Here is a 12,455-nt window from a genome sequence, read left to right on the forward strand (position 1 = left end):
GTGACCACCCGCTCGCCTGTCAAACCACCGGCGCCTGGTGTTTCACGGCCGGACCATGCGCCGGACCGCCTCACTCAGAGCCGGGCTCGCGCCGTGTCCCGGACGGTCACGCCCTGCCGTAGGCGTCGTCGAGGCGCTCGATGTCGTCCTCGTCGAAGTGGCCGAAGGCGATCTCCAGGATCCGGGTGGCGGGACCGGACGAGCTGAGCCGATGCGTCTGACCTGCACGAATGAGGACCCGGTCGCCGACCGCCGGCTCGATGCGCTCACCGTCGATCTCGAAGACCGCCCCCGGGTCGAGGGCGACCCACAGCTCGTCGCGGCCCTTGTGCCGCTGCAGGCTGAGCCGCTGCCCCGCAGCCACCTCGATGATCTTCACGGTTGACGTCTCGTTCAGCGTGAACCGCTCGAAGCCACCCCACGGGCGCTCGTCTCGGATCACCGCGGCGAGCCGGTCGATTCCCAGCACACTTTCCTCCAGAACCCATGTGTACGTAGGTGTGACTCTCCCACAAACCGGTTAATGATGCGCGACCGATATCAGACCGCCAAGCCACGTGCCGGGGACGTCTGACCTCCCGGGCAGGCATTATCGCCAGCGCCTGCCACTCCGAACAACCACCCACCGGCGGGTCAGAACACCAAGAAGCCGCCCCCCACTGAGGCGAACACCCCCACCGTTGCCCGCCATAAGCAGGTCAGGACGTCAGGAAGCCGCCGTCCACAGGGAGGACCGCGCCAGTGACGTACGACCCGGCGTCGGAGGCAAGGAAGATGGCGGCCGCCACGAGCTCGGCGGGATCACCGGGCCGACCCATCAGCACCCGCTGCTCCAACTGCCGTTCAAGGTAGCCGGGAAGATAGGAGGAGGTCATCTCCGACTCGAAGAAGCCGGGTTCCAGGCAGTTGACCCGGATCCCCCGCCGTCCGGTCCACTGCTGGGCCAGATCTCTGGTCAGTCCGACAAGGGCCGCCTTGGACGCACTGTAGGCCGCCTGCGGCAGGCCGGCCGTGGTCTCGCCCAGCACGCTGCCGATGTTCACGATGGACGATCCTGGAGGCATCACCTTCGCGCAGGCCTGGGCCATCCAGTAGGCGCCGTGCAGGTTGATGTCGACGACCTGCCGGAACTCCTCAGGAGTCTCACGCAGGGCGGGCACAGCCGTCCCCACTCCGGCGTTGTTGATCAGGATGTCGACGGCGCCCAGTTCGGCGACCGCGACGTCCACCAGGCCCTGGCAATCCTCGGGCCGGGTCACGTCGGTGACCGCCGTCACGCAGCGCCGTCCCGTCTCCTCCACGAGCAGGCGCGTCTGTTCGAGCCGATCCTTGCGGCGGGCGCCGATCGCGATGTCGGCACCGGCTTCGGCGAGGCCACGGGCGAAGGCCACCCCAAGGCCTGACGACGCTCCCGTGATGACGGCGACCTTGCCGTCGAGCCTGAATCGCTCCAGCATCACAGCCCCGCCCTCCCAGCAGCCAAAGACACCGAATCAGATTCTAGTAGCCCTTCGTACGCCCTCCGCTACCCTCTCCCGGCGCAGACCCGCGCCGAACACGACCGGAAAAGGAACAGGAAGGCACCGCAGACAACCTCAGGAGACGAACAAGCTTCCAAGCAGGGACGACGGAATCACACCCGGCGCCACTCACCGAACACCCCGACCAGGGACAGCGGAATCACACCCGGCGCCACTCACCAAACACCCCGACCAGGAACAGCGGGATCACACCCGGCGCCACTCACCAAACACCCCGACCAGGAACAGCGGAATCACACCCGGCGCCACTCACCGGACATCTCCGGAGCCAACGCCCCAGGCCACCCACCCGACGGCACCCGGCGGCGGCCGGTGGGCGCCGCCGGGTGGGTGGGGATGGTCAGAGGCCGTACTCCTTGATGATGCGCTCGTGGCGTTCGACCTCGATGCCGGCGCTGCGGGCGAGGTCGACCCAGGCGAGGGGGTGGCTCCAGCGCTCGGTGGCGTCGTCGAGGACGGCGTCGAGCTCCACCGGCTCGACCCCCGGGGGTATGGCGATCCAGCCGTAGACACCCTGGAGGCGCTCACCGGAGGTGGGGTGGGTGACGGTGTAGTTCTCGTCGCTGTAGACCCACATGGGCCAGCCGCGCTCGGCCATCACCTCGTTGAACTCGGTCCAGTCTTCCTCGCTCGGAGCCGCGCCGTCGAAGAACCAGCTGGTGTAGCCACCGGGACGCAGCAGCGCGACACCCGCGAACGGGATGACGAAGCTCTCCTGCTCCTCGGCGGTCTCGGGCACCGGCTCCAGCGGGCGCGGGTCGATGACGACGACGTCGCCGGCGTTGTAGTCCATGCCCCGGGGCTGCGGGATGAGCAGGCGGGCGGTGGCGGGGCCGGTACGCACGGCGAGGACCTCGCGCTGACTGCCGTCGGACATCGGCAGCACGACCCGGACCAGGTGCCACTCTTCCTCGATCGGGCCCTCGGTGGAGTTGAGCTGCATGCCGAGCTTGGCGGCCCCCTGACGGACCAGGTCCCAGTTCTCGGCGGCCGTCGCCATGACGATCATGCGCCAGGTGTCCTCTTCCTCACCGGCACCCGACTCGACCAGCTCGCGCAGGATCTCAGCGCCCTTGGCGTTGTCACCGAGCTGCTGGGTGGCGCCGGCGAGCATCCTGCGCGCCTCGAGGGCCACGGTGCCCTCCGCCCCGGCCTCGAGGGACTTGTCGGCCTCGGTCTTGGTCTCCTCCCACCGCTCGCGGGCGCGGTGCAGCCGGGCGAGCACCATGTGGCCGACCGGCGCGGGCAGCAGGGCCGCGAACCGCTCCACCCGCTCGTCCTGCTCGGCCTCGATGAGCACGCCGGTGAGGTAGGCGATGTCCTCCTCCTCGGCGGTGGCCGGGTCGGCGTTCTCGACGATCGTCTTCCAGAGGATCTCGGCGCCCAGCGGGGCGTACCCCAGGAAGCCGAGGGTCGTGGTGTGGCGGCGGGTGGCCGGCAGGTCCGTGCCGGACAGGGGCCACAGCCAGCCGACCCACCGCTCGGGGTCGGCGTTGTGGCCGTCGGCGGCGTCGAAGTAGGCGACCAGCTCGTCCTGCGGGCCGGGAGGCGGCGGCGGAGTGGCGGCCTCGGCGGCGGCGCGTAGGGCCGCGACACGCTCGGTCAGCCCCTCGGCGGAACGCAGCTCACCCATCCAGGACTCGGCCAGATCGGCCAGCGCCTGCGCCTGCCAGATGCCCTGCCGGGCCAGAGCGAGCTCGCCGGCGATCAGGGCGAGCTCGACGCGCCCGTGGTGGACGCCCATGGTCTCGAAGTAGGCCATCCACTGGCGCAGCACGCGGCCGAGCTGCCAGGTGTTGGTGATGACCTCGCTGAGCAAACGCACGGCACGCGCCCACTCCACCCACTCGCGAGGGTGGTCGCCCACGACGTCGAGATCGGGGAGCGCCTCCAGGGCCTGGGTCGGACGGCCGGCCGTGGCGAGCACCAGCGCCCGCAGCACGCCTTCGCGGTGGTCCTTGGCGACCGGGTCGTCGGCCGGGAACTCCTTGGCGCTGTCGAGCTCGACCAGCGCCTCCTCGACACGACCGGCCGCGAGGAGGGCGCGCACGCCCATCGCCGCGAGCTCCCAGCTCACCTGCCCGTCGGCACCCCTGCGCGCGGCGACGGCGGACTCGTAGTAGGTGACGGCCTGCTCGACCTCGCCCGCGTCGGACAGCGCCGAGACGTACTGCGTGACCAGACCGCAGTAGGCCGGCGAAGAAGGCTCGACCCCCTCCAGGGCCGCTCCGATGGCGGCCAGGCGCTCGGCGGCGTAGCCGGGACCGTCGATGTTGGCCTGGCAGAGGGCCAGGGCCTCGACGGCGGCCGGGACGGAGGGGCAGTCCTTGGTGTCTTCGCGATCGGCGAACTCAAGGAGGGCCTTGGCGTCGCCCAGGGCGACCGCTCCTTGGGCGCGGTCGCCGATACGCCCGAGGAGGTGCCAATGCCGGGCGAAGAATTCGAGCCAGGGCAGCTCGAGCGCCTCCGCCTGCTGCGCCACGGCCGGTGCCATCACGTCAAGCTGGGCATATCGGCCCTCAAGAGCCTGCGCGGGCAGGTCACCAAGCGCGATGGCCAGCCCGGTGTTCCCCGCTTCGTGCAGTTGCCGCTGGGTGTCTGCGACCCATGCCCAGATGTCAACGTCCATGGCAGGTCAGTCTGCCAGTTCGCGGAGCATGCCCCAAACAAGCGAGCCTTGCTGTGGATAACCCGCCCAGACGAATCGCCCACAAGCCCCCAAGACGCCCTCGGCTTGGGGAAAACATGCCGAGGGCGGCCTGGTCGGCAGCCGTAGACGCGTGCACGGGAAGGAACCCACGAGGCCGCCCCTGAAGAAGAGCGCCGCCGTCACCGTGGACCCGTGTCCGTGAAGGAACCCTCCCGGGCCGGGGCGGCTGTCCGGCCCAAGGCCCGGTGACGGGCGGGAAGGCGGCTAGATGAGCGTCTGGGGAGGGATCTCGCCGGCGGCCACCAGGACGGCGGGACCGGTGAGGTAGCTGGTGTCGTCGTCGAGGGTCACCGTGAGGAGGCCGCCGGGGACCTCGACCGTCCACTCGCCCGTCGCCTCCCCGGCCATGTGCGCCGACGCCACCGCCGCCGCGACGGTGCCGGTGCCGCAGGACCGCGTCTCGCCGGAGCCGCGCTCGAAGACGCGCATCACGACGCGGCGCTCCCCCACCACGTTCAGCAGTTCGATGTTGACGCCCGTCGGGAACACCGCCGGGTCGAACCCGGGCTGCGAGGTGAGGTCGAGCTGGGCCACCGGATCCCCGGTGACGCACGCGAGGTGCGGGTTGCCCATGCTGACCACCAGCCCGCCGTACTCAGCGGTGCCGACGGTCGTCCAGCTCTCGCCGAGGATCTGCGGCGCGCCCATGTCGGTCGTGACGTCACCGGTGGCGTCCAGCCGCACGCGCCGCAGGCCCGCGCGGGTCACGACGTCGAACTCGCCGGCGTCGGCCAGCCCGGCGTCGACAAGGTAGCGGGCGAAGACCCGCAGGCCGTTCCCGCACATCTCGGCGACGCTGCCGTCGGCGTTGCGGTAGTCCATGAACCATTCGGCGTCGCGCTGCCGGCCCGTGCCCTCGCGGTCGAGGATGCCGATCGCCTCGGGGCTGAGCTTGGCGGGCACGACGCGGAGGACGCCGTCGGCACCGATGCCGGTCCGGCGGTCGCACAGCGACGTGACCAGCGACGCCGAGAGATCGATGCTCCCGTCGCGGTCGGGAAGGATGACGAAGTCGTTCTCTGTGCCGTGGCCCTTTACGAAACGCATGTCACCGTAGTCTACGCCCCGACCAGCGCCGAGGCCTGTTCGAGCAGGTCAGGGGCATCGAAGGGCAGCCAGCTCACCCGTGGGTCGCGGCGGAACCACGACTCCTGACGCCGCGCGAACCGGCGTGTCGCCCGGATGGTCTCCTCGCGCGCCTGCTCCTCGCTCCACTCCCCTTCGAGGAAGCGCAGCACCTGGGCGTAGCCGAGAGCCCTGCTGGCCGTACGGCCGCGCGGCAGGCCCTGGGGCACGAGGGCGCGCACCTCGTCGACGAACCCGGCCTCCCACATGCGGTCGACCCGGACCGCGATGCGCTCGTCGAGCACGGGCCTGGGCACCTCGACGCCGATCTGCACGCTTTCGTAGACCGCGTCGTAGGAGGGCATGGTGGCCGAGAACGGCCTGCCGGTGAGCTCGATCACCTCGAGGGCGCGGACGATACGGCGGCCGTTGCTCGCCAGGACCGCCTCCGCCGCCACCGGGTCGAGCTCCTTCAGCCGCTGGTGGAGGACGGCGGACCCCACGGCGTCGAGCTCGGCCTCAAGCCGTTCGCGGACCCGCGGGTCGGTGCCGGGGAACTCCAGGTCGTCGAGGGCGGCCCGGATGTAGAGGCCTGAGCCGCCGACCAGGATCGGCGCCTTCCCGGCTGCCCTGAGGTCGTCGATGAGGGGGCGCGCCATTCGCTGGTACTCGGCGACGCTCGCCGTCTCGGTGACATCCCAGACGTCGAGGAGGTGGTGGGGGACGCCGCGCCGCTCGGCGAGGGTGAGCTTGGCGGTGCCGATGTCCATGCCCTTGTACAGCTGCATGGAGTCGGCGTTGATCGCCTCGCCGCCCAGCCGGAGGGCGAGCTCCACGGCCAGGTCGGACTTTCCGGCCGCGGTCGGCCCCACGACGGCGACCACCGGCGGCCGCCCTCGCGTACGTTCCACCACAGACACCTGCCTTCGTGTTCGTTCCACCGGCGGCCCGCCTACAGCTCCCAGTCGAGGGTCGGCTGGAGGTAGCCCTCCAGGGTCAGCAGCCAGCGCTTGGAATCGACCCCGTCGCCGCCGCTGAACCCGCCCAGGCCGTTGCCGGCGACGACACGATGGCACGGCACGATGACCGGGATCGGGTTGCTGCCCATGATCGACCCGATGGCGCGCGCCGGTACGCCCGCCTCGCTGCTCACCGCGAGATCGCCGTAGGTCGTGACCTTGCCGTACGGCACCGTGGCGTGCAGGGCGCCGAGCACGCGGCGCTGCAACGTGGACATCAGGCGCCAGTCGACGGGCAGCGTGAACCGGCGCAGCCGTCCGGCGAAGTAGCCGGCCAGCTCGTCGCGGACCGCCGCCGTGCGGTCGGCGTCACCCGCCTCCCGGGCGCGCAGCCGGTCGAGCAGCCTGCGCCGCGTGCGCTCGGTGTCGTCGAACGCGGTGGCGACCACGCCGTCGGCGGTGACGGCCGCCAGGAAGTCGCCGAGCGGGGTCGGCACGCTGCCGAAGGCGACGTCCAGCATCACTTCACGCCCCTTCACACGCCGAAGAAATCCGTCACTTCACGGTATCCACGGCGCGGCGCGCGGACGCCGCGCACCGTCCGCCGGATCATGCCGGGCCCGGCTCCGGCAGACGCCAGCGGGCCACGAAATAACCGACACCGTAGGGTGCGTCATCGTAGAGCAACTCGGCGACGAAACGGTCTCCGTCCTCGTCGCGGGGCCCTGGGCGGGCGGCGCCGGCGAGGACCTGGAACGCGGCCCGTCCGCCGATCCAGAGCCGTTCGGCCTCGTCCGGGTCGAGGGCGGCGAGCGCGGCGACGTCGGCGGCGCCGAGGGCACGGGCGAGCGCCCGGTTGTGGGCCTCGGCGTCCGGCTGGAGGTAGCCGGGCGATTTGACGGTGAGCGTCGCGCAGCCGTCGGCCATCACGAGCAAGGCCACCCGCCGGCCACGCCCGGCCAGTTCACGGCCCGTCTGCTCGCAGGTGGCCGCCGGGGCGTCCGAGGCGACCGCCGCGTACGCCGAGGGGGCCGCGCCGCCGGCCATGTCGAGCAGACGGCGCCCGATGGTCAGCGACAGCGGGAGCACGGGGTCTCCTTCGCCGACGCGCACGTCGACGCCCCAGGCGGCCAGGCTGCCGCCGGCATCCGCGTCGTAGGAGCCCGCCGCCGGCGCGCCGCCGACGACGACGAGCACGTCCGGCCGGGACGCCAGGAGCGAGGTGATCGCCGCCACGCACGCCTCACGCAGGCCGTCGAGCTCGGCCGCGGCTGCGCCGGCGAGCTCGGGGACGATCAACGGAGGGTGCGGGCACACGGCCGCTGCGACAAGCACAAGATCAGGCTAGTCGACGGGCCGGGCGCGGTTTCCACAAGGGCTCAGGCAGGTGGAGACCGCGCCCCAAGGATCAGCTGGCGCCGAAGTCCTGGGTCCACCAGGGGCCGCCGGAGCCGAAGTGGACGCCGACGCCGATGGCCTTGAGCCCGCAGTTCATGATGTTCTCCCGGTGACCGGGGCTGTTCAGCCACGCCTTGACCACGGCCTCGGGAGTGGCCTGGCCCCTGGCGATGTTCTCGGCGAACATCGACGACTTGTACCCGGCGGCCTTGATGCGGTCCCAGGGGCTGCGGCCGTCCTGCGAGTTGTGGTCGAAGTAGCCCTTGGCGGCCATGTCGTCGGAGTGCCCGCGGGCGGCCTCACGCAGGTGCTCGTCGATCCGCAGCGGGCTGCAGCCCTGCTCCTGCCTGGCGGCGTTGGTGAGGCGGACCACTTCGTCCTCGGCGGTGACGAGCTTGGCGTCCGCGCCGGTCGCGGACGGGCTCGGCGTCGCCCTGACCGGGCTCTTGCCGGGCTTGGGTGTGCTCCGGGCCGTCGCCGACGCCTTCGGCGTGGGCGAGGCCGACGGCCGGGAGCCGGAGGGCGCGTAGGAACCGCCGCCCAGACCGGACGCCCTGCCGGGCGACTGCGCGTTGGGCTCGACGTACCCCGCCGGGCCGTCCGGATGGGGGCCCCCGGCCTGGCCTTCGGTGTCGACGGCCGACTGCTTCTTGTTCTTGGCGTTCCGGGTCCCGGACACCGGCACGGCCTGGGAGCCGGACTCGTCGGCCACGTCTTCCGAGCCGGCGCCGTTGGAGCCGGACGAACCCGGGGAGCCGCCGGAGCCGGAGGAGGAGCCCGGCGCGGCGGAGTCGCCGGAACCCAGGTCGGTCTGGCCCCCCGAGGACGAGGCGTCGCCGGAGTCGGCGGCCTGCGTGGCGTCTCCCGCCTGGTCGGCGCCGCCGGCCGTCCGCTCGGACGACTGGCGGGTCACCGCACCGGCACCGCTGCCGGCGGTGTTGCCGGTGAGGGTGATGACCCCTCCGGCGCTCACGGCCGCGGCGAGCACCGCCGCGGCGCTCAGCATGACGACTCGCCTGCCCGAACGCGACGGGGCCGGCGGCTCGGAAGAGAGGTGTTCGACGGGGGACATGGGGCTGGACTCGTCAAAGCGGCCCGGCGACGGATGGTCGTGCCGATCCATGTAAGTGACTCCTGCGGCGTATCGGGGGGAAAGCACTCCGGCTTCCGCGGGCGGTCGTCACACTAGCCCCATGAGGCGAATTACCGCACGTCGATCACGTAAGAATCACGACTTATCATCTTTTGGATCGGTCTCATTTCGAACAGTGGCCACACTCGGCGGCGTGGCGGCGGTCGTCTGCGGCTTCGGGCTGGGGATCATCCTCGCCGGCGCGCCCCTCATCCCCGGATCGCCTGCCCCAGCGGAGGATCCGGAGCTCTCCGCCTCGGACCCCGCGACGGCCCTCCAGGGCGCGACGACGGGGCGCGGGACCATCGTGATCAGGCGCGAGTCCGGCGAGACATTCGAACACGAAAAAAACGCACGTCACCGCCCTTCGGAGGGTGCGCGGGAGCAGGTGGAGGCCCGGCCCAGGCTCTGGTCGGGGCTTCCCGGGACAGCCCAGGAGTCCGCTCCGGACCCGCACCCGGCGGCTTCCCGATCCGGGACGCGGCCGCCAGGGCACGCGGTACCGGTGATCAAGGCACAGGTCGTGCCGAACGACCGGCCCGAGCGCCTCTGGACGGCCCCGGTACCGGCACCGTCCGCCGAGGGACCGGAGGCGGTGGTGGAGGCGAGGGCCGCCGAGAGGCCCGAGACGGGCTCAGGGCCGGCGGCGGAGGCGAGGGCCGCCGGGGGCGGGCCGGGGACGGCGGGCCGGGCGCCGGAGAGAGACGGTTCTCACCGTGGCCATCCCTCTGGCCGGGAACGGCGGCGTGAGGAGCGGCCCAGAGGCACGCAGGCGCCACCGGCGCGAACCGGGCCCCCGGCGGGGCAGGCCGTGCCGCCACCCGCGGCGAGGCGGCCGGCACCACCCGCGGCCAGGCCACCGGCGCCTCCCGCCGGACGGCAGGGCCCGTCGTCGCCCGACCCCTGCGCCAGGTTCGACGACTTCCGCCGCGACTACTGCGAGAGGCTGCTCGACGACCGGCACTGACCCCCCACACGAGCGACGGCCGCCGCGCGGGGACGGCGGCCGGTCACCGGCGCCGGGACGCCACGGACGCACGGCGGCACGCCGCGGACGTACAGCGCCGGCGCACCCCGGGTGTACGGCGGCGCGCCGAGGACGTACGGCCGCCCGCGGCGTACGCGAGCGGGCGCCGGGTGGTCAGGAGCGGCGCAGGACGGGCATGCCGAGGGACACGGTGCCGGGCTTGCCCGAACCGGTGCCCGTGCCGCAGGCCGCGCTCTCCCTGGCCTCCCAGGCGTCGCCCGCACGGGTGCGGCGCAGCGCCAGGGCGGGACCGTCGGCGACGAGGTGGTGCGGAGCGGCGTAGGTGACCTCGACGGTCACCATGTCGCCCGGCCGCGGCGTCTCCTCGCCGGGCACGAAGTGGACCAGGCGGTTGTCGGGAGCCCGCCCGGACATGCGGTGGGTGGCGTCGTCCTTGCGCCCCTCGCCCTCGGCGACCAGGACCTCCAGCGTGCGGCCGACCTGCGCCTTGTTCTCATCCCAGGAGATCTCCTCCTGCAGGGCGACCAGCCGCTCGTACCGCTCCTGGACGACCTCCTTGGGCACCTGGTCGGGCATCGTGGCGGCCGGGGTGCCGGGGCGGATGGAGTACTGGAAGGTGAAGGCGTTGGCGAACCGCGAGCGCCGCACGACCTCCAGCGTCGCCTGGAAGTCCTCCTCGGTCTCCCCCGGGAAGCCGACGATGATGTCGGTCGAGATGGCCGCGTCGGGCATGGCCGCGCGGACCCGCTCGATGATGCCGAGGTAGCGCTCGGCGCGGTAGGAGCGGCGCATGGCCTTGAGGATGCGGTCGGAGCCCGACTGCAGCGGCATGTGCAGCTGGTGCATGACGTTCGGCGTCTCGGCCATCGCGGCGATGACGTCGTCGGTGAACGCCGCCGGGTGCGGCGAGGTGAAGCGCACCCGCTCGAGCCCCTCGACGTCGCCGCAGGCGCGCAGCAGCTTGCCGAAGGCCAGCCGGTCGCCGAACTCGACGCCGTAGGTGTTGACGTTCTGCCCCAGAAGGGTGATCTCGAGCACGCCGAGGTCGACGAGGGAGCGGACCTCGCCCAGGATGTCGCCCGGACGGCGGTCCTTCTCCTTGCCGCGCAGCGACGGGACGATGCAGAAGGTGCAGGTGTTGTTGCACCCGACCGAGATCGACACCCACGCGGCGTACGGCGACTCGCGCTTGGTCGGCAGGGTGCTCGGGAAGACCTCGAGCGACTCCTTGATCTCGACCTGGGCCTCCTGCGCGATGCGGGCGCGTTCGAGCAGGACCGGCAGCGAGCCGATGTTGTGCGTGCCGAAGACGACGTCGACCCAGGGCGCCCTGCGGACGATCTCGCCCTGGTCCTTCTGGGCGAGGCAGCCGCCCACGGCGATCTGCATGCCGGGGTTCTTCACCTTGGCCGGGCGCAGATGGCCGAGGTTGCCGTACAGGCGGTTGTCGGCGTTCTCGCGGACGGCACAGGTGTTGAACACGACGACGTCGGCGGTCTCGCCGTCGACCGCCGGGACGTAGCCGGCGTCCTCCAGCAGGCCGGAGAGCCGCTCGGAGTCGTGGACGTTCATCTGGCACCCGTAGGTGCGCACTTCGTAGGTGCGCGGGCGCTCCTCGGTGACAGTCATCTCAACAGACAAGGGTAGGCGCTCCCCGGCGCGGCCGTGTTCGCCCGGCCGGCACTTCCGCGCCGCGCACGGCCCCCTACGGCGGCGGGCGCCCTCGGCTCGCGGGCTCCCGGGCTGTAGGAACGTTCCAGGCTATGGCCGCCCTCGTCCCGTATCGGCTTGCCTTGGCGCGTTCCGAGGCCGTTGTGACAAGGCCGTGATGGGATCGGTACCACCCGGTTAGTGACAGGCGGCCCTGACCACCTACGTTGTGCAACATGACGGAGAACGGGGACGCGACTCCTCTCGTCAGAGTCGAGAACGTCAACAAGAGTTTCGGTTCCCTGCACGTGCTCAGGGACATCAACCTGACGGTCTCCCGAGGGGAGGTCGTCGTGGTGATCGGCCCCTCCGGGGGAGGCAAGTCGACGCTGTGCCGCACCATCAACCGGCTCGAGACGATCGACTCAGGCACGATCATCTTCGACGGGAAACCCCTTCCCGCCGAGGGAAAGGCGCTGGCCCGGCTCAGGTCCGACGTCGGCATGGTGTTCCAGTCCTTCAACCTGTTCGCCCACAAGACGATCCTGGAGAACGTCACGCTGGGCCCGATCAAGGTGCGGGGCGTCGCCCGCGAGCAGGCCGAGAAGCGGGGCATGGAGCTGCTCGAACGCGTCGGCATCGCCAACCAGGCGAGCAAGTATCCGGCCCAGCTGTCCGGAGGCCAGCAGCAACGGGTGGCCATCGCCCGTGCCCTGGCGATGGATCCGAAGATGATCCTCTTCGACGAGCCCACCTCCGCGCTCGACCCCGAGATGGTGCAGGAGGTGCTCGACGTCATGATCGGGCTGGCCCGTGACGGCATGACCATGATGGTCGTGACCCACGAGATGGGCTTCGCCCGCCGGGCCGCCCACCGGGTGGTGTTCATGTCCGGCGGTCAGATCGTCGAGGAGAACACCCCTGACGAGTTCTTCACCAACGCCCGCACCGAGAGGGCCAAGGACTTCCTTTCCAAGATCCTCACCCACTGAATCGACAGGCGGCCGAAGGA

The 12,455-nt window shown here is 71.6% G+C and carries 10 protein-coding genes; 1 reads left to right on the forward strand and 9 read right to left on the reverse strand.

Annotation, left to right across the window (positions count from 1 at the left end; all coding sequences use genetic code 11):
• Positions 1 to 106: 106 nt before the first annotated feature.
• The 9 genes from KIK05_RS30505 to miaB all read right to left on the reverse strand — a co-directional run bounded on the left by KIK05_RS30505 (position 107) and on the right by miaB (position 11,422).
• Positions 107 to 469, reverse strand: a complete 363-nt coding sequence (locus KIK05_RS30505) for a phosphomannose isomerase type II C-terminal cupin domain (RefSeq protein ID WP_308250179.1) — start codon at positions 467 to 469, stop codon at positions 107 to 109.
• A 229-nt stretch (positions 470 to 698) separates the two neighbouring features.
• On the reverse strand, positions 699 to 1,457 hold the full coding sequence (locus KIK05_RS30510) for an SDR family NAD(P)-dependent oxidoreductase (protein ID WP_214414324.1): 759 nt from the start codon (positions 1,455 to 1,457) through the stop codon (positions 699 to 701).
• 424 nt (positions 1,458 to 1,881) lie between these two features.
• Complete coding sequence (locus tag KIK05_RS30515; protein WP_214414325.1) at positions 1,882 to 4,170, reverse strand: tetratricopeptide repeat protein; 2,289 nt, start codon at positions 4,168 to 4,170, stop codon at positions 1,882 to 1,884.
• Positions 4,171 to 4,455: 285 nt separating this feature from the next.
• A complete protein-coding gene (gene dapF / locus KIK05_RS30520; protein WP_214414326.1) occupies positions 4,456 to 5,298 on the reverse strand; it encodes a diaminopimelate epimerase in 843 nt (280 codons plus the stop codon).
• Between the two features lie 11 nt (positions 5,299 to 5,309).
• A complete protein-coding gene (miaA, locus tag KIK05_RS30525; RefSeq protein WP_308250180.1) occupies positions 5,310 to 6,227 on the reverse strand; it encodes a tRNA (adenosine(37)-N6)-dimethylallyltransferase MiaA in 918 nt (305 codons plus the stop codon).
• Positions 6,228 to 6,268: 41 nt separating this feature from the next.
• Positions 6,269 to 6,796 carry a methylated-DNA--[protein]-cysteine S-methyltransferase gene (locus tag KIK05_RS30530; RefSeq protein ID WP_250563746.1) on the reverse strand — a complete coding sequence of 176 codons (528 nt, stop codon included), beginning with the start codon at positions 6,794 to 6,796 and terminating at the stop codon, positions 6,269 to 6,271.
• Between the two features lie 88 nt (positions 6,797 to 6,884).
• Entirely contained in the window at positions 6,885 to 7,610 is a 726-nt protein-coding gene (locus KIK05_RS30535) for a class III extradiol ring-cleavage dioxygenase family protein (RefSeq protein ID WP_214414328.1), read from the reverse strand.
• A 73-nt stretch (positions 7,611 to 7,683) separates the two neighbouring features.
• Positions 7,684 to 8,679, reverse strand: coding sequence for a CAP domain-containing protein (locus KIK05_RS30540; protein ID WP_214414329.1), 996 nt, complete (start codon positions 8,677 to 8,679; stop codon positions 7,684 to 7,686).
• Between the two features lie 1,267 nt (positions 8,680 to 9,946).
• The gene (miaB, locus tag KIK05_RS30545; protein ID WP_214414330.1) at positions 9,947 to 11,422 is read right to left on the reverse strand and encodes a tRNA (N6-isopentenyl adenosine(37)-C2)-methylthiotransferase MiaB; all 1,476 of its coding nucleotides are present in this window, start codon (positions 11,420 to 11,422) and stop codon (positions 9,947 to 9,949) included.
• 257 nt (positions 11,423 to 11,679) lie between these two features.
• On the opposite strand from miaB, the gene KIK05_RS30550 reads away from it, so the two are divergent.
• On the forward strand, positions 11,680 to 12,435 hold the full coding sequence (locus tag KIK05_RS30550; RefSeq protein ID WP_214414331.1) for an amino acid ABC transporter ATP-binding protein: 756 nt from the start codon (positions 11,680 to 11,682) through the stop codon (positions 12,433 to 12,435).
• The last annotated feature ends 20 nt before the right edge of the window (positions 12,436 to 12,455 follow it).

The sequence above is a fragment of the Sphaerisporangium fuscum genome, assembly GCF_018531465.1.
GTDB classification, from domain to species: domain Bacteria; phylum Actinomycetota; class Actinomycetes; order Streptosporangiales; family Streptosporangiaceae; genus Sphaerisporangium; species Sphaerisporangium fuscum.

Bases quoted from the DNA above. Each gene is read 5' to 3' on its own strand.
- KIK05_RS30530 (WP_250563746.1), bottom strand. From the start codon at position 6,796: ATGCTGGACGTCGCCTTCGGCAGCGTGCCGACCCCGCTCGGCGACTTC.
- KIK05_RS30510 (WP_214414324.1), bottom strand. From the start codon at position 1,457: ATGCTGGAGCGATTCAGGCTCGACGGCAAGGTCGCCGTCATCACGGGA.
- KIK05_RS30540 (WP_214414329.1), bottom strand. From the start codon at position 8,679: ATGCTGAGCGCCGCGGCGGTGCTCGCCGCGGCCGTGAGCGCCGGAGGG.
- miaB (WP_214414330.1), bottom strand. From the start codon at position 11,422: ATGACTGTCACCGAGGAGCGCCCGCGCACCTACGAAGTGCGCACCTAC.
- KIK05_RS30515 (WP_214414325.1), bottom strand. From the start codon at position 4,170: ATGGACGTTGACATCTGGGCATGGGTCGCAGACACCCAGCGGCAACTG.
- KIK05_RS30550 (WP_214414331.1), top strand. From the start codon at position 11,680: ATGACGGAGAACGGGGACGCGACTCCTCTCGTCAGAGTCGAGAACGTC.
- dapF (WP_214414326.1), bottom strand. From the start codon at position 5,298: ATGCGTTTCGTAAAGGGCCACGGCACAGAGAACGACTTCGTCATCCTT.